Source organism: Litorilituus lipolyticus (assembly GCF_006439335.1).
In the GTDB taxonomy this organism is placed as follows: domain Bacteria; phylum Pseudomonadota; class Gammaproteobacteria; order Enterobacterales; family Alteromonadaceae; genus Colwellia; species Colwellia lipolytica.
The window spans coordinates 134,270-151,931 of the sequence record NZ_SAWY01000003.1; the positions used below are offsets into that span (position 1 = coordinate 134,270).

The following is a 17,662-nucleotide window of genomic DNA, read 5'->3' on the forward strand; positions in this document are numbered from 1 at the left end:
AAGTAACTTCAAAAGCGTCTAACTAAAATACGCTGTTAATGTTTTATGCAAGAGAGGCTATAGGTACAATCTATAGGAGGTCATTTGTACATCTATTTAATATCTATTTTCAAATAAGAGTTTATTTTCATTTAAAAACAAATAGTTAAATAATTCATAAAAAATAGACTGAAATTCACTACATTAATAAAAATACAGTTTTAGTAGAAAAATATTCCCGAAAGGAAACAGTTTTGATAGCATTTAAGATTCATATTTAAATCACCATTACAACTTAGCGGTGAATTAAAATTAAAGCGCTAAAAAGAGATAACATATAAATAATGGCAATGGATAAGGTTTTTACCCTAGGACAGTGTTTAGTCACTCCAGCAGAATTTTCAATTCAGGCAAAAGGACATGACAAAAAATCTCTCCAGCCCAAAATGATTGAAGTTTTATGTTATCTAGCCAAACACTACCCACGTGTTATCCCTCGTGATGAACTCATTGAAAATATTTGGGGTGAAAATAGTTACGTTGGTGATAAAAGCCTAACCAATGCTATTTGGCACTTAAGAAAACACTTAACACAAACAAAAGATAATCATGATGTTGAAGTCATCGAAACTATCAGAAAAGCAGGTTATCGCTTATTAATTGAACCTCAATGGCAAGACGAGTCTGCTTCTGTCGTAAGTGATTCACATAATGAAACTACGGTTATAAGTTCTTCTCGTGTAAAGTTAAGCACAAAATGGTCTTTAAGCCTTGCCGTATTAGTATTTACTATTATGGTTATGATTTTTGTCATTGACACAAATAAAAATACTGAAAGCCACCCCGAAATAAGTCAAATAACCAAGCACCCTGGTAGTGAATTATTTCCCTCTCCTTCACCTGATGGCAGATATGTGGTTTATAGCCAGTTATCAACTAATCAGCCCATTAACTTATACATGAAAGATACTTGGCAACCGCAACTGGCTCCTAAGCAACTAACTTTTGATAATGCTACAGAAGGCCACAGTGTTTGGAGTCATGATGGGCAATATCTATATTTTTCACGCAAAGATAAGCAAGCAAGAAAGTGTAAATACATTCGGTTGAAAGTGTTAAGTCATCAAGAAACTGAACTAGCTGACTGCCCCATGAAAGGCGGATATTATTATTTGGATATCTCACCAGATGATAAAACACTTGCCGTATATAATGATGAAAAAGCAGCTGAAGATACAGGCATTCATTTTATCGATTTAACCGATGAATCCTTCCCGATAAAACGTTTTTCTTGTGCTCAGAATTGCGGCTACAAAGATAGAGATATGGCATTCTCACCTGATGGCAAGTCTATGCTTGTTTCAAGAAGAGTTAATCGCTTTAACGAAAATATCTTCCTTGTAAATATTGCAGACAACTCAAGTAAGCAACTCACTTTCGGGGAAGAAGATATCGTTGGGTTTACTTGGTACCCAGACGGAAAACATGTAGTTTTTGCTACTCAGCGAGCTGATATTAAACATGGTTTTATTCTTAATACAAAATCACTTAAACAACATAAAGTAGATATTGCTGGCTTTAGTTATCCAAGTATCGCTAAGCAAGGTAATCAACTTTTCTTTCAACAACGACAAGAAAACCAATTTATTGCAAGCCTGCCTTTACATACCGAAGTCGCGAGTACACCGTTTCCTATTATGCGTTCAAATGCCAGCCATCGCTCGGCAGATTATAATGCTCATACTAATAAACTTGCCTATGTATCAAATGAGTCAGGTCATTTTGAATTATGGACGGCAAGAGCTGATGGTAGTGAACGAACTCAAATTACCCAGCTTAAACAAACTATTAGTTACCCTAAATGGTCTCATAATGGCAAGCATATCGCCTTTTTATCTTCTGCCGATGCGGGCTCAGATGAAAAAATATATATTTATTCAACAGAAAATCAAAAAATTAAGCAATTAAAAACTCCGTTTGCTAAGCATCATCGACCAAGCTGGAGCTTAGATGATAAAAACGTGTTAACGGCTATTTACACCAATGAATTCGTTGATATACACAGTATTCATTTGCAAGACAATTCAATAAAACGGTTAACCTTTGACGGTGGTCGTTTCGCTATTATGGCAACACCAAGCATCATGCTTTATACCAAGTTAAAAAGAGGCTTATGGCAAAAAGATTTATCAAAAAACGATGAACTAAAGCAAACTGAATCAAAGCAAGTAATTTCAGGAAAACAATTTTCAACGCTATATGCTTGGGCTCACCATCAAGGTAAAGTGTATTTTCAAAAGACATTTAAAGATCATCAACACTTAGTCGTGGCAGATCTCAATAGCAACACTATAGAGCCATTGGTTCAATTACCTCTAAATTCAATATCGAATACCAACAAACTAACTTATGTCACTAACACTGATAATGTTCTGTTTACGAGTGATAGTTACCCTAAAGCAAATATTCAAGCTATTAGCTATGAAGCTATTCTTCATTAATGAGTCTTTTTCTATTTTTATAGTAACGTATAAATTCCTTGAAAAATGCACGTAAATAAAAAGAGATAATTATGCACAAAAGTCGTCTCGCTGCCTTTGTTATTGATAATAACGTTCATGATATAGAGCAAGCTAATTCTTTTTGGGAAAATGCCCTTGGTATGCCTTGTAATCGTTCTGATGAAGAGTGGGCAAATCGATACGCTAGTTTACAGACCAATAAAGCTCACCCTGACATACTTATTCAAAAAGTAGAACATGAAAGTCGAATTCATTTAGATATAGAAACCGACAATATAAAAGCTGAAGTAGCTAGATTAGAAAAGCTCGGCGCTATCGTGATAAAAACCTTTGAGCGATGGGTAGTAATGCAAGCCCCAACTGGGCACCGATTTTGTGTAGTAAAGCCACAACGAGCTGACTTTAATAAATCTTCAGATGTGAATATTTGGAAATAAAGTCACTTTAAAGTGGCTCAAAACTTCTAGCGCTCCGCGGCACAGGTAGTGCAAACAAAACAATAAAAAAGGCTGCTGCCCTTATCAAGCTATATAGCTTTGATTTCAATGCAGCAACCTTAAAATGTTTCGCTCATCAACTATAAGTTAATTACGTTTAAGTTAAGATCCTTCACTATTTTCATTATTCACTTTTTCTGACTCTCCAGGGTTTGTCACAACTTTAGGTAGCTCAACCTCTAGATGAGAAACGCGCTGTAAACCTCGTGGCAATTTATTCCCTCGACGACCTCGTTCGCCTCGATAATGTTCAATATCAGTTGCTTTTAAGGTTAGTTTGCGCTTACCTGCATGCAATGTAACTGATGAACCATCTGGTACTATGGCTAATAAAGTCACGTATTCTTCACGTGTTTTCGCTCTTGCCGAAGGAATATTTATTATTTTATTCCCTTTACCTTTACTCAATAATGGTAAATTCTTCACAGGGAAAACTAGCATGCGTCCTTCTGTGGTTATTGCCAAGCAATAATCACTTTCAAGGTTTTCCACTCTTTGTGGGGTCATAACTTTGGCTGCATTAGGCAAGCTAATTAATGCCTTACCATTTTTATTTCTACTGACCATATCGCTAAAGTTAGCCACAAAACCATAACCAGCGTCACTAACCAGTAAATATTTACTTTCATCATCAGCCATAACACTGTGGACAAAAGTTTGCCCTGCGGCTAAATTAAAGCGTCCTGTAAGCGGTTCGCCTTGAGATCTTGCTGTAGGTAGCGTATGCGCATCAGTAGTGAAGGCACGGCCATCAGAGCCAACAAAAACCACAGGTCGATTGCTTCGACCTTTGGCTGAACATAAATAGCTATCACCGGCTTTATAACTTAAGGCTTTGGCATCAATGTCATGACCTTTGGCACAACGTGCCCAGCCTTTATCTGATACCACAACGGTTACTGCTTCACTCGGCACTAAATCTTTTTCAGTTAATGCTTTCGCTTCACTACGCTCAACTAGTTTTGAGCGGCGCTCATCGCCATACTGCTCCGCTGCTGCGAGAATTTCCTTTTTCATTAGCGTATTCATGCGTGCTTTTGAATTAAGAATTTTTTCTAGATATTCGCGCTCTTTATTTAATTCATCTTGCTCCGCTCGGATTTTAATCTCTTCAAGCTTTGCAAGTTGGCGTAGTTTAATTTCTAAAATGGCATGGGCTTGTAATTCTGACAAACCATATCGAGACATTAGTTCCGCTTTAGCATCATCATAGTTACGAATTATTTCAATGACTTCGTCAATATTTAGATAAGCAATCAATAAACCATCTAAAATGTGTAAACGAGCAAGGACTTTATCTAATCGATATTGTAAACGACGACGTACCGTTTCACGTCTAAACTCTAGCCATTCTGATAAAATTACTTGTAAGTTTTTAACGGCTGGCCTATTGTCCAAACCTATCATGTTGATATTTACACGATAGTTTTTCTCAAGATCTGTGCTGGCAAATAAATGTTGCATGAGTTGCTCAATATCAACACGGTTAGATCTGGGTACCACCACCAAGCGGACAGGATTTTCATGATCTGATTCGTCACGTAAATCAACCACCATGGGTAATTTTTTAGCCTGCATTTGAGCTGCTATTTGCTCTAAGACTTTACCACCTGATGCCTGATGAGGCAGTGCTGAAATAACAACTTCACCATGCTCTATATCGTAGACAGCACGCATTTTAATACTACCGCGACCTGTTTGATAAATTTTCTCAATTTCAGCTTTTGGCGTAATAATTTCTGCGTCTGTAGGGTAATCAGGTCCTTTCACATACTCGAGTAAATCTGCAACTTCAGCTTTGGGTTTATCAATCAGATGGACACAAGCATTGGCGATTTCTTTCACATTATGGGGTGGAATATCGGTTGCCATACCCACAGCAATCCCCGTAATGCCATTAAGTAAAATATGTGGCAACCTTGCAGGCAGTGTTTTTGGCTCTTTCATTGTGCCATCAAAGTTTGGCTGCCAATCTACAGTACCTTGACCTAATTCAGATAGTAATATTTCACTAAAACGAGATAAACGTGATTCAGTATAACGCATCGCCGCAAAGGATTTAGGATCGTCAGGAGCACCCCAGTTACCTTGTCCGTCGACTAACGGATAGCGATATGAAAACGGCTGGGCCATTAACACCATCGCTTCATAACAAGCAGAATCACCATGGGGGTGGAACTTACCCAGTACATCACCCACAGTACGAGCAGACTTTTTATACTTAGCAGCTGCTGATAAACCAAGTTCAGACATGGCATAAACGATGCGACGTTGTACAGGCTTTAAACCATCACCAATATGAGGCAATGCACGATCCATAATTACGTACATTGAGTAGTTTAAATAAGCTTCTTCGGTAAAGCGTCTTAGAGGAACTTGCTCTACGCCTTCAAGGCTATATTCGAGTACATCTGACATGAATTGAACTTCCTGATATGACTAACAAACATAAGTCTGCAAATGATTTTATTCTTGTTATTTCGTTTTGGACAATCTATAGCTTATATGATTTTGCTATGTGAAAAAATAGCTATTAAGCAATATTGTAACAATTAACTTGAACTTGTCGTAGTTATGTCTTGCTGCAAGCGTGAGTTATGTATTTCGTCTCTCTTGGTCACGTGCAATTTTATGATAACTGACAGCACGATTACGACCTTGCTTTTTCGCTTGATACATAGCTAAATCGGCACAATGCAGAATATCGTCAAAACTCATTTCACTCGATTGCATCGTCGCCACACCAATACTGGTTGTCACTTGATGCTCTACCGAAAATTCTGAAAAATCATAACTCGCTATTTTTTCTAGAATCCGCTCAGCAATCGCTTTGGCTTTATTATGATCGGCATAAGGTAATAACGCCGCAAACTCTTCCCCTCCTATACGGGAGAAAACATCACGTGTTCGCATCGTTTCTGAAATTAATTCTGCGCATTTTATTAACACCTGATCGCCCACTTGGTGTCCGTAATTATCGTTAATTGCTTTAAAATGATCTAAGTCGAGCAACAACACAGTAAACTCTGCAAAGCTTTCCCTAAACTGGCCAACCATCTGTTGACCTTCCTTAAACAAGGTATTGCGATTATAGACGCCGGTTAATGAGTCTATTTTTGTTAATTTCAGTAAGCGATTACGTATGGTGATCTGCCGCAACATAAGTAATATGAACACGACAGCTATAGTTAAAATAATGGTAAAGTTAATTCTGCGCTGCTCTTTCTCAGCTTGATGCTCTTCAATAACTCGCTCTTTTTGCCTATTTTGCATAGTTAAAATTTTATTTAACTCTTTCTTCTTATCAATTTCATGATTCTCTTTTATTGAATCAATCATTTTTTGCCGGTTTTCTTTTCGATAAATATTATAGCTTTTTAAGTATTCACGTCTTGCTAAAAAGGCCTCTTCATACTGTTCATTCTCAGCATAGCTTTCAGCCATTAAAGTCTGTAACTCTTTAAAAGGAGGTTGTGCTAACTGCTTTTTTGAAAGGTACTGAATAAAGCTTTGAGCCTGTTCAAAGTGTTCAATGGCAGCCGAGTTATCAGATGAAGTTCTCGCCCTAACTCCTTTCGCCATAAATAATAGGTATTGCTCAGCATAATTGTAAAAAGGCACTAACAGTGACAACGCCTCAATTTCTTTATCAATAGCTATTTTATCGTAATTAGGTAGTTTTAATTGAGAAAGTAAAGCCACTAATCTCACATCATAAGATAAGTATTCAACAGGACTTAAAAAGCTCTTTTCTTCAGGAGACTTTTCACCTAAATGATCCTGGCCTAGCAATTCAGCTTCTTGATAGATTGCATGACTACTGCCCACTATTAATAGCATACTAAGAAGCATACAAGCTTTTAATACTGTGCCTCTATTCATCCGCATACCCTATTTCGCCCTTGTGCTTTAGCACAATAGAGTTGTTCATCGGCTTTTTTAATTAAAGAAGCTAAGTCTGTTGATGTACCTTCTTGCATAGCAGCGACACCAACACTAATGGTTACTAAATCTAGCCCAACAATTTGCCAAACTTTCTCATCAATACTACGTCTCAAACGATTTGCAATGTCAATTGCTTGATGTAAAGACGTTTTAGGTAGAAATACAATAAACTCTTCACCACCAAAGCGACCAAAGATATCGGTTTTTCTCATCATTGTTAAACCAAGCTCAGCAATTTGAATAAGCACTTGATCGCCGACACTGTGACCTAATTGATCATTTATCCTTTTAAACTTATCGATATCTATCATCAAAACACTAAAAGCAATTTTCTTATTTAGCGCAAGTGAAAAAACTTTATTGCCTTTGTGCATCAGGCTTCGACGATTTGCCGTGCCCGTTAATGGATCGATACTAGTCGCTACTTTGAGTTTTTTCTGGCTTTGCAATAATTTCACTAATAACCATGCAAAAGCTAGTGCCACTAAAGCACTTACCATTAAGTAAATATTCTGTTCTTCATTAGCAAGTTTTACCTCGCTTAAAGCTGCTTCATTAAGTGATTTTTGACTCTGTAGCATTTTATTACGTAAATCAGCTTGTTCACTTTCTAAGTTCAAACGAACCTTTTCAATAGACAATGTATCTTCTTTCTCATCCTCTGCTTCTATTTGTAGCATCACTGAAGATTTCAATTCGTAGGCTTTTTTAAATGTTTTTTGCTCAAAAAAAGTATTCGCTCTTAGGTTAAGTAAGCTGACATAGTTTTTTGATTGTATCGTCGTTAGATTTTCTTCTGATAAAAAGATCTCTTCTGCTTTTGCAATACTGGCTAAGGTTTCATCATATCGTTTCAACTCAAACAATATAAACGCTTGGTTCATATAAAACTGTAATACCGCGCCATGCTGCTCGGTAAAATCTAGGTATTTTTGTGCTTTTAATAAATATTCATAACCGACATCAGGGTTACTATCTTCCTTATCGACATGTGCCCACGCCATGCCTGAATAGACTCCGTACATAAGCTGATTATCATGAACAGTTTTTGATTCATCGATTATGGTTTGAAACACCCTAATGGCTTGTTGATATCGTCCATTTGCGTGATGATGAATAGCAATATTGTGCAAGCTGTTATGGGCAAAAAGTAACTTACCCGCTTTTTTAAAATGATTATAAGAATCCAGATAATAGCGAGTAGATTGTTCATCTTGCTTTAAATATGAGTATAAAATACCTAATTCTGAAGTTACTGAGCCTTTCAATTCTTCATCAGATGTTTGTGCTGCAATATTAAAAGCATCATTTAAGATCACTAACGAACGCTGATAATCATCTGTTAAATAATACACAGCGCCAAGGTTTATCAAACCATAGGCTATATAGGCTTTATTATGCAGTGACTCTGCCACCTCAAGGCCTTTTTTATAATCTTCTGTTGCTGAGGCGATATCTCCCAAGCTTTCAACGGCAAAACCTCGAGTATATAAAAGTTGGGTTATTTTAATGCTAGGGCTGGCTAGCTGTTTCGCTAACTGTAATCCTTGATTGGCAATTCGCTTTCCTTCTGTATATTGCGATTGATCAACATACATCTCGGATAATAATTGAAAATAGACAAGCTTGTCTTTAATTGAAAGCTCATTTAATAGGGGTTGGAATTTGAGTAGTTGTTCAATGGCTGAAGTCAAATTGCTATCTTTTAGTACCTCTAAGCGCTTAACTTCAGCCTTAAACTGATCGGTCTCTACTGAATAAGCAAAACCGTGATACAAGGCAAAAAATAAAAATATGCCATGTAAAAAGAAGACGTTACTAATGCTTTTTAAGCTAGACAACCGCCATATCACCTTTAGTTTGCAACCACTCTTTACGGTCACCACTTCTTTTTTTAGACAATAACATGTCCATCAGTTCCATCGTATCGCTGTGCTCATCAACGGTAAGTTGTACTAAACGACGCGTATTTGGGTCCATGGTCGTTTCTCGCAGCTGCATTGGGTTCATTTCGCCCAAGCCTTTAAAGCGCTGGACATTAACTTTACCGCGTTTTTTCTCTGCTTCTATACGATCTAATATGCCATCTTTTTCTGCCTCATCAAGGGCATAAAAAACTTCTTTTGCTAAATCAATTCGATACAGAGGTGGCATTGCCACATAAACATGACCAGCTTGTACTAAAGGTAAGAAGTGCTGAGTAAATAAAGCGCATAACAAAGTCGCAATATGCAGCCCATCAGAATCCGCATCGGCTAAGATACAAATCTTACCGTACCTTAATTCAGATAAATCATCATTATCAGGGTCAATACCTAAAGCGACAGAAATATCGTGGACTTCTTGAGAGGCGAGAATTTGTCCAGAGTCAACTTCCCAAGTATTAAGTATTTTACCTCTAAGGGGCATGATGGCTTGAAACTCTCGATCTCTTGCTTGTTTTGCACTACCGCCAGCAGAGTCACCTTCCACTAAAAAGAGTTCTGTTCTCTTAATATCTTGGCTACCACAATCGGTGAGTTTTCCAGGAAGAGCAGGTCCTTGAGTTATTTTTTTACGAACTACTTTTTTGCTCGCACGCATACGTTTTTGCGCATTACTAATACAAAACTCAGCTAATGCTTCAGCAATATCAGTATGCTCATTTAGCCATAAACTAAAAGCATCCTTAACAACCCCAGTGACAAAAGCTGCGCACTGCCTTGACGATAAACGCTCTTTCGTTTGTCCTGCAAACTGTGGGTCTTGCATTTTTATCGACAAAATATAACTACATTTGTCCCAAATATCGTCAGGGGTTAATTTAACACCACGCGGAATAATATTACGAAATTCACAAAATTCTCGCATTGATTCTAACAAACCTTGGCGTAAGCCATTAACATGCGTGCCACCAGCAATGGTTGGTATCAAGTTAACGTAACTTTCACCAATTCCCTCACCGCCTTCAGGTAACCAAGTAACGGCCCAATCAACAGCTTCATGTTGTGACGAAAAGCTGCCAACAAACGGCTCTTCAGGTAAGTTAACATAACCTTTTACTGATTCTTTTAAATAATCTGTGAGGCCATCTTCATAGCACCATTGATATTTTTTATCTTCCGTTTTGTCATGGAATTTAATCGTTAAGCCAGGACATAAAACGGCTTTAGCCTTAAGTAAGTGTGTTAAACGTAATACAGAAAATTTAGGTGAATCGAAATAACTGGCGTCAGGCCAAAATTTAACTTTAGTACCAGTATTACGTTTGCCAACCGTACCTGTTTCTTTTAGCTCTTCAACTTTATCGCCATTTTCAAAGGCCATTTCAAAGAGTTTGCCTTCTCGTTTAACAGTAACATCAACACGTGTTGATAAGGCATTAACAACTGAAATACCCACACCATGTAAACCACCAGAAAACTGGTAATTTTTATTGGAGAACTTACCACCTGCATGTAATTTACTAAAAATTAATTCAACCCCCGAAACCCCCTCTTCAGGATGAACATCAGTCGGCATACCACGACCATCATCAATCACCTCTAAAGATTGGTCTTTATCGAGTATGACTAATATATTTTGTGCATGACCCGCTAATGCTTCATCGACTGAGTTATCGATAACCTCTTGGCCTAAGTGATTAGGGCGGGTAGTATCGGTATACATTCCAGGACGTCGGCGAACAGGTTCTAAGCCGCTAAGGACTTCAATGGATTCGGAATTATATTGGTCAGTCATAGCACTTTCTATTATTAGTTTTAATCTTTATGCTCCCTCAAGTTCTTGTAGAAGTCATAAAATTCATGAGTTGTTAATGCAGGTAAACTTTACTTTAATTGTAAAAAATCAGCAATAGCAGGTAAATGTTGTTCATAGTCAATAAAACTATGATCACCGCCTTGCTCAACAATTAATTGGCAATATTGGTACTTAGTTGCAGCTTGTTGATAATCTAACACTTCATCGCCCGTTTGTACCATGACCAAATAATTATTTTTTTGTTCACTGTCAATCTTAGGAGCAACTTGTTCTATTGCTTTAAGTTGATGCATATGCTGCTCTGTTACAAAGTACACTTCATCGGTATAAGGATTTTTCTGTTCACCGATATAATCACTTAATAATTTGTACGGTGTTACCGAAGGATTTATCAATACGGCTGGGATATCATATTTCTCACTTAAATAATTTGAGAAATATCCGCCCAATGAAGAACCAATTAGCGCCCAGCTATCTTTAGTGCTGTCTTCAGTACTTTGCTCGACAATATCTTCTAATTGTTGAAGGGCAGCACTTGGCGTGGTTGCAACTTGTGGACAGTGAAACACAACCTTAGGGTAATATTTTGCAAAAAAACCTCTGGTTTGTTCAGCTTTAATTGATAAAGGTGAAGAATTAAAGCCATGGATATATAAAATATGTTGTTGAGTCATTAAACACCTAATAAATTTTTTTTACTTAACATGGCAATCTAACCACTTCAGTTTCTAACTGACCACCTTCAAATAAAGAGAATATTCTATAAGCGGGGCCTAAAGCTAATGCAGACACGCCATCAACACTAGGGTCAAATTGTATCGATGTTGCTGGACAAGTATAAACATCTGCACTTTGGTAACTTCGCTGGTCCCCTTTATTTTGAGCGGGAAAATAATGTGCACCATGGACGTGCCCACAAGCTATTGCACGAATATTTTTGTGCTTATTTATACATTGCCAGAAAGTAGCTTGATTTTCTAAACCATGTCGGTCGATAAAATAACCAACATTTACAGGGTGATGGTGCATCATCACTAACTGATGGCATGACTGATTGATCACTTTGCTCAACCTTACCACTTCATCTTGGGCAAAGTAACCAGCGGGTGTATCGCTTTTACTATTCACTAACTGAATTTGCCAATTATGCTTGGAAATAGTTTTATCTTGCTTAAATGGTTTATTCACTAAGAACTTATTTAATAAAGCTTGTTCATCGTGATTGCCTGCAAGAAAAAAACAGGGAATAGTAATATTAGCAAGGGCAAAAGCATCAGCAAATTGCTGATAAGAAGCATCGCTATGATCTTGGGTTAAATCTCCAGTGAAAACTAGACAATCTATCTCGTCATTTTCTGCAATAGAAAAAAGAACTCGTTTTAAATTAGCTAAAACATCAACACCACAATGCAACTGGCCTTGCTCTGCAAATAAATGGCTATCTGAAATTTGTACTACTTGAAGCGAAGGCTGCTGATTGTTTGCTAACATATTTACCGCGAATTCATTAAATAGAATTAAGAGAACTAACTTTCAAGGACGACTTGCGTTTGCCCCATAGACAAACATAGATGAAGCCAATCGTGTAAAAACTGATTAATTTGCTGTTTTTCATCTTGCTGATGCATATGCTGATTAGGATAATCATAGCGAGGCTTAATTTGTCTAACGTCTTGGCTTTTTATCACCTCCGCCATACGGGCATCATGATAGAGTCGAATCTCCATACGAGGTTTAAATAACTTAGCAATTTTTGCATCACTGATCGTTTTAATCGACTGCTGCTCAATAGTTACCACTGAGGTATAACGAGTAACTTCAATAATCTTAATACAATAAGCTAATGACTCATTAATACAAAACTGACGTTGCTCATGAAGCTGTTCATTGCCAGCCAATAGCTTAGTTAAGAGCATGTAATTATTGGCACACAATGTCATCAAACTAACAAGGTTAGGCTGATATTTCTTCTGTTTTTGTTTATTTGGAAAAAAACTCATCACCCTCCCCTTCTAAAGTATTAACGCATTGTAGGTGAACCTATTAAGTAAGTTTACCTTAATTTGATGTTTTACGGCACCAAGGATTAGTTATTTCAGTGTTTGATAGTTTAATGCGAGCCATTGCAAAGCGATAATAGTTGATGCGTTGGTTATTTTACCCGCTGATAATAAAGAAAAAGCTTCTTCTCTTGGCACAAGATGTAACAAAATATCTTCATTTTCCTCATCTAATCCAAATACGCCGCCAACCTCTACCTTAGTTGAGTCAATTTGAGCTAGATACAAATGAATGCACTCGCTCATTCCACCGGGGCTCGAAAGGTACTTCATCACAGGGGAAATATCTTGTGCTCTAATATCAATATTTGCTTCTTCTTTAGCTTCACGTATCGCGACATCAATAGGGCTTTCATCTTTAGCAAACATGCCAGCAATAAATTCTAATAACCAAGGATTCTCATTACTGCGCAAGGCACCTGGTCTAAACTGTTCAATTAATAAGACTTTATCTGCCTTAATATCGTATGGCATCAATACAACAGCATCACCCCGTTCAAACATTTCTCGCTTGATAACTTGGCTAGTCTTTCCAGAAAAGAGCTTATGAGTTAACTGATAAACATTAATCGCAAAAAAGCCTTGGTATTGAGTTTCAATTGACTTAATTTCTACGTCATTTTCATTGTACCTAAGCATAGGTGCATCAAGGTTATCATTAATCACTTATTTATCCTTATTCAGGTTAATTTATCGAGTAAATCATCGATATTTAAAGTATTATGCTATGTTTATTACGCAAATATAATAATTTGTTACACTAGTAAACAGTTATTTTATTTGGTTAATTTAAAAACTTCTGTAACATAGCCGAGTATAAAAACAAAATGTAATACGCGTGCATTTGCACACAAGGAATACCTTACTCATGAAAAAATCATTAAGCACCCTAATTATAGCCATTGCAGGTGCGCTATCTAGCACAAGTGCACAGGCAGATGACTTACTTACCGTATATCAACAAGCATTATTAAACGACCCTGTTGTTCTAAAAGCACAGGCTCAATTTAAAGTAGTGCAAGAAGATATTGTTCAAGCACGTGCAGTACTACTACCACAAATAAGTGCTAACGGCTCATACTCAGATGGTGAACGTGAGTCATATAGCAGATTAACTGGAAATGTCTCAACTGTTGAGTTTAATAGCTTAGGCTATGGTGCTAATTTAAATATGCAATTGTACCATCACGACAGCTGGTTACGTTTAGATAATGCTGAAAAATCAGCACATCAAAGCGACTTAACTTACCAAGTGGCAAAACAAGACTTAATTACCCGTGTAACAAAAGCTTACTTTGACTTATTAAGCACTAAAGATGATTTAGTGTTTGCAAAAGCAGAAAAAGAAGCCATTGCTCGTCAATTAGAGCAAACTAAACAACGTTTTTCGGTTGGATTAACGGCTATTACCGATGTGCATGAAGCTCAGGCACAATACGATAATGCCGTAACAGAAGAAATTCGTGCTGAAAATGCTATTTACCAAGCGGAAGAAGAACTCAGAGTTATTACCAATGCTTACCCGAAAAATGTGAGTGTGTTAAACACTGATCGTTTCAGTACTAGTTTACCATCACCAAGCAGTGCAGATGAGTGGCAAGTAAAAGCAGAAGCGAAAAACTTAGACTTAATTGCTGCAAAAGTTGGTATTGATATCGCTAAAGACAATATCAATATTGCTCGCTCTGGACACTACCCAACCCTTGATTTTGGCGCAAGTTACAACAGTAATGATGGCGAAACTGACGGTGTGGGTGGCCCTCGTTTAGATGACTACTCTGTGGGTGTTCAACTTAATGTACCAATTTATTCTGGTGGTGCTATTGAAAGCTCAGTACGAAAAGCACAAAACCAATTTGTTGCTGCAAGCCAAGACTTATCATTAACACACCGTAGTGTAGTTCGTACAACACGTAATGCTTATAACACTGTTATTGCGGGTATCTCAGCTATTAAAGCATTAGAGCAATCTGTATTAAGTGCTCAAAAAGCACTTGAGGCAACAGAAGCAGGTTTTGAAGTAGGTACACGTACTATTGTTGACGTATTAGACAGCACTCGTAACTTATATAACGCTAAGCGTAACCTTTCTTCAACACGTTATGGTTACATTCAAAATGTTTTATTATTAAAACGTGCTGCAGGTACCATTACAGAAGAAGACATCAATGCAATTAATTCTGGCCTGATGGCGCAAAATTAATGCTTAAAAGTAAAACTTCTTAATTAGAAAAGCGATTCATAGTTAATGAATCGCTTTTTTTATGTCTGCTTAGTACTCAACTTTCGCTGATAAGTACTTTCATGTTAATACTTGCTGTACATAAGTAATGAAGTGCAGAAAAATAGCTATCCTCATGAAGGAGCACTAACCACTATGACTCTATGGTGGCATAAAATAAGCAATCATTATTGGCAATATCCAACTTAGTCGTCGCCATAAACAATTGCAGTGATTGTTTCGTGTAAATACAACCATTCTTTAAAGTGAGTAATTGCAATAGCTGGTCGTTCCCTTGTTCATCTTTTGCTATTAACGGCAAATTATCACCTTTGTTATACCAGCCAATTAATTCTCCTGCAGGGGTTAACTGCTGATTAAGCCTTTCGATATCGGTTCTTACGGTAATATCTGCGGTTAGCAAAGCATAATCTCCAAACCCCAAGATAATCTCTGGTTTCAATTCAACACGACAAGGAAAACGGTGAATATCTACTTTGTCTGCATGATGATCAAAAATACAATCATTGCTTGTGTATTTTCCAACCCCTGCAATCGCCACTTGATGAGATAACTGTTCAGTAGCACCACCGCACTCAATAGTGACAATGGGTGCTGAAAAATCTTGCTCCATAATCGCGCCAACATGCAAACCAGTGAGTATAACCTTATTAGTAAACAGTGAAATTAAATCAAGTACTTTATCGTTATCAGACACAGAAACACCAAACGCGGGACTGCTGCCTGAGGTATTATGCAAATCAATAATAGCTTCAGGATTAACTTCTCTAACTGCTTGTATAATTTGCTTAGCCCTTAAACTGATACAACTTTTTGGATCTTTGCTTAAATCAAAGTAGCGATTTAAATCTTGTGCTTCATATAAATAGCGATGAGAGAACTCAGGGCAAAGTTTCGCTGCCTCAGGGTTACAAACAATAAAGCGAATATTCACCGCAGGCTTTACTTTCGCAATTAGCCATTGATGCAAGGCAATAAAACCAGAGGGCTCATTGCCATGAATTAATGTTGTAATAACCCGAGTACGTGTTTCATCAATGCCTTTGACATCAAAAATAGTTAAGCCGTTTAATTCTCGTAAAAAAGCTAGTGGATTACTATGAATATCGCTATTAAACGGCTCTTGAATATAGTTGGTTGTTCTTAGAAAGGTCTTCATAACCAACACCGATGCCATTCACTAATGGGTAATCCTTCGAGTTGATTAGCGTAAAATAGCTCGAGCATTTTTTCACAAGCTTCATCATTAGGTAGAGAGTGACGTAAATGCTTTAAGGTATTTTTGGCCCAGCTGCCTCCTGTTACTCCTACAGACAACCTTTTTTGAATTATTTGTAAATATTTATCACGCTCTTCACAGCTAACACCTAATGAATTTAAGCCGTCATTGGCAACCAGTAACATATCATCAATAACATTCTTAATAGGTACTTCAACAGGTTTGTTTTGATAGTTTTGCGGCCATAATATGGTGGCATCTAAGCCATTTTTTGCTGCTCGATAAAAGTTATAATTAGCAAACTGAAATGGAATTCTCGATAAGTATTGTTCAATTTTTGGCGCTAAACCAACAGCCATACCAATAGCAAATGCCGCATTGGCGGTCATATCTAATGCCGTGGGACCTGCGGGTAATGCTCGAAATTCAATGCGTACATGGCCTTTACCTGCTGGCGAATAAATGGGTCGATTCCAAGGCCAAGTCGTTCCCATATGAAAATTTAACTCCGCAAGTTCTGGATTGTGCTCATATGTTTTTTCAGGAAAAGTTTCAGGCATAATAGGTTGGTATAAATTTACTGTCTCAGAGAATAGCTCCCACGCACCTTTACGAACCCAGCCATGGCCAAAAGTTACTCGAGAAGGCTCACGCCAATTATTATGATCTGGCATTCGGCTATCGGTAGACTGCTTAAATAATGCCACACGTGTTTCATCCCAAGCACAATTACCAAGAAAAACTCCGGAGTTTGCAGAAATAGCTAATGACATAGGTAAGCTAAGTTGAGCAGCATTAAAGGTATCAGCAAACTTATCTTTTTCTGTCATTAAATGTACTTGGAACGACGTATTAGCGCCTTCCGTACATAATTCTGAGGTATGAAAATCAATGGGCTCATCACCATCAATTTTAATATGAAATGGTTCGCCTCTAAGCTTACATAATTCTCGAGCAAGTGACTTATATCGCCCTAAATCTGTCATATAGCCATTGGATAAATGCTGCTCTGCCAATGTAGGTAATATGCCTATGGCAACAGGCCTTGTTCCAAGTTTTGCTGCCGTTGAATTTAAGTGGACAAACTTAGCTAAAATTTCTTGGGTAAGTTGACTAAAAGGCTTTCCTGCGGCTTTAACCGGTGAAAGATTTAATTCGAGATTATAAGTGTTTAGTTCAGATTGAAACTGTTCATCTTGCAGTAAGTCAAGCAACTCCAAGTTTACTGGGCTTACTTGATGCTGAGCATTCATTAAGTATATTTCAAGCTCTGCACCAATATAAATATCACCTTGGCCAAAACTTGGTTTAGCAATAACTTGTTTTAAGGTATCAAGTTGATCATGAATTTTACGGTTAAATTTTTCATAATCATCTGCGCTATAATCTTGCTCAACAACATTACGCCCCATATCCTGCTCACCTTATAGAATAACTATAAATAAAGATGGTATGTA

At 37.4% G+C, this 17,662-nt stretch carries 13 protein-coding genes; 3 read left to right on the forward strand and 10 right to left on the reverse strand.

Going from position 1 to position 17,662, the window contains the following annotated elements; translation table 11 throughout:
* Positions 1-323: 323 nt before the first annotated feature.
* Both EPA86_RS02045 and EPA86_RS02050 read left to right on the forward strand, forming a co-directional pair.
* Positions 324-2,480 (forward strand): winged helix-turn-helix domain-containing protein, encoded by a 2,157-nt coding sequence (locus EPA86_RS02045; RefSeq protein ID WP_140601364.1) that lies wholly within the window; start codon positions 324-326, stop codon positions 2,478-2,480.
* A 71-nt stretch (positions 2,481-2,551) separates the two neighbouring features.
* Positions 2,552-2,938, forward strand: coding sequence for a VOC family protein (locus EPA86_RS02050; RefSeq protein ID WP_140601366.1), 387 nt, complete (start codon positions 2,552-2,554; stop codon positions 2,936-2,938).
* Between the two features lie 162 nt (positions 2,939-3,100).
* Here EPA86_RS02050 and parC read toward each other — a convergent pair whose 3' ends face one another.
* The 8 genes from parC to EPA86_RS02090 all read right to left on the reverse strand — a co-directional run bounded on the left by parC (position 3,101) and on the right by EPA86_RS02090 (position 13,410).
* Positions 3,101-5,416, reverse strand: a complete 2,316-nt coding sequence (gene parC / locus EPA86_RS02055) for a DNA topoisomerase IV subunit A (RefSeq protein WP_140601368.1) — start codon at positions 5,414-5,416, stop codon at positions 3,101-3,103.
* A 177-nt stretch (positions 5,417-5,593) separates the two neighbouring features.
* Positions 5,594-6,880, reverse strand: a complete 1,287-nt coding sequence (locus EPA86_RS02060) for a diguanylate cyclase (RefSeq protein WP_170309541.1) — start codon at positions 6,878-6,880, stop codon at positions 5,594-5,596.
* Positions 6,877-8,784, reverse strand: coding sequence for a tetratricopeptide repeat-containing diguanylate cyclase (locus EPA86_RS02065; protein WP_140601372.1), 1,908 nt, complete (start codon positions 8,782-8,784; stop codon positions 6,877-6,879). Before EPA86_RS02065 ends, EPA86_RS02060 begins: the two co-directional genes overlap by 4 nt.
* Positions 8,777-10,663, reverse strand: coding sequence for a DNA topoisomerase IV subunit B (parE, locus tag EPA86_RS02070; RefSeq protein ID WP_140601374.1), 1,887 nt, complete (start codon positions 10,661-10,663; stop codon positions 8,777-8,779). The genes EPA86_RS02065 and parE overlap by 8 nt, the downstream gene beginning before the upstream one ends.
* 89 nt (positions 10,664-10,752) lie before the next feature.
* Positions 10,753-11,358: a YqiA/YcfP family alpha/beta fold hydrolase gene (locus tag EPA86_RS02075; protein ID WP_140601376.1), complete on the reverse strand. Its 606-nt coding sequence runs from the start codon at positions 11,356-11,358 to the stop codon at positions 10,753-10,755.
* 25 nt (positions 11,359-11,383) lie between these two features.
* Positions 11,384-12,175 carry a metallophosphoesterase gene (locus EPA86_RS02080; RefSeq protein WP_140601378.1) on the reverse strand — a complete coding sequence of 264 codons (792 nt, stop codon included), beginning with the start codon at positions 12,173-12,175 and terminating at the stop codon, positions 11,384-11,386.
* A gap of 35 nt (positions 12,176-12,210) precedes the next feature.
* Positions 12,211-12,684, reverse strand: coding sequence for a DUF1249 domain-containing protein (locus EPA86_RS02085; protein WP_140601380.1), 474 nt, complete (start codon positions 12,682-12,684; stop codon positions 12,211-12,213).
* 90 nt (positions 12,685-12,774) lie between these two features.
* Positions 12,775-13,410 carry an NUDIX domain-containing protein gene (locus EPA86_RS02090; protein ID WP_246058208.1) on the reverse strand — a complete coding sequence of 212 codons (636 nt, stop codon included), beginning with the start codon at positions 13,408-13,410 and terminating at the stop codon, positions 12,775-12,777.
* 202 nt (positions 13,411-13,612) lie between these two features.
* On the opposite strand from EPA86_RS02090, the gene tolC reads away from it, so the two are divergent.
* The gene (tolC, locus tag EPA86_RS02095; protein WP_140601382.1) at positions 13,613-14,947 is read left to right on the forward strand and encodes an outer membrane channel protein TolC; all 1,335 of its coding nucleotides are present in this window, start codon (positions 13,613-13,615) and stop codon (positions 14,945-14,947) included.
* 172 nt (positions 14,948-15,119) lie between these two features.
* On the opposite strand, the gene EPA86_RS02100 is transcribed toward tolC, so the two are convergent.
* On the reverse strand, positions 15,120-16,145 hold the full coding sequence (locus tag EPA86_RS02100) for a M14 family metallopeptidase (protein ID WP_170309542.1): 1,026 nt from the start codon (positions 16,143-16,145) through the stop codon (positions 15,120-15,122).
* Complete coding sequence (locus tag EPA86_RS02105; protein ID WP_140601386.1) at positions 16,142-17,617, reverse strand: glutamate-cysteine ligase family protein; 1,476 nt, start codon at positions 17,615-17,617, stop codon at positions 16,142-16,144. Before EPA86_RS02105 ends, EPA86_RS02100 begins: the two co-directional genes overlap by 4 nt.
* Positions 17,618-17,662: the final 45 nt, after the last annotated feature.

What these genes read in the sequence shown, in the direction of transcription:
- EPA86_RS02045 (WP_140601364.1), top strand. Translation starts at nt 324, where the DNA reads ATGGCAATGGATAAGGTTTTTACCCTAGGACAGTGTTTAGTCACTCCA.
- EPA86_RS02050 (WP_140601366.1), top strand. Translation starts at nt 2,552, where the DNA reads ATGCACAAAAGTCGTCTCGCTGCCTTTGTTATTGATAATAACGTTCAT.
- parC (WP_140601368.1), bottom strand. Translation starts at nt 5,416, where the DNA reads ATGTCAGATGTACTCGAATATAGCCTTGAAGGCGTAGAGCAAGTTCCT.
- EPA86_RS02060 (WP_170309541.1), bottom strand. Translation starts at nt 6,880, where the DNA reads ATGAATAGAGGCACAGTATTAAAAGCTTGTATGCTTCTTAGTATGCTA.
- parE (WP_140601374.1), bottom strand. Translation starts at nt 10,663, where the DNA reads ATGACTGACCAATATAATTCCGAATCCATTGAAGTCCTTAGCGGCTTA.
- EPA86_RS02075 (WP_140601376.1), bottom strand. Translation starts at nt 11,358, where the DNA reads ATGACTCAACAACATATTTTATATATCCATGGCTTTAATTCTTCACCT.
- EPA86_RS02080 (WP_140601378.1), bottom strand. Translation starts at nt 12,175, where the DNA reads ATGTTAGCAAACAATCAGCAGCCTTCGCTTCAAGTAGTACAAATTTCA.
- EPA86_RS02085 (WP_140601380.1), bottom strand. Translation starts at nt 12,684, where the DNA reads ATGAGTTTTTTTCCAAATAAACAAAAACAGAAGAAATATCAGCCTAAC.
- tolC (WP_140601382.1), top strand. Translation starts at nt 13,613, where the DNA reads ATGAAAAAATCATTAAGCACCCTAATTATAGCCATTGCAGGTGCGCTA.
- EPA86_RS02100 (WP_170309542.1), bottom strand. Translation starts at nt 16,145, where the DNA reads ATGAAGACCTTTCTAAGAACAACCAACTATATTCAAGAGCCGTTTAAT.
- EPA86_RS02105 (WP_140601386.1), bottom strand. Translation starts at nt 17,617, where the DNA reads ATGGGGCGTAATGTTGTTGAGCAAGATTATAGCGCAGATGATTATGAA.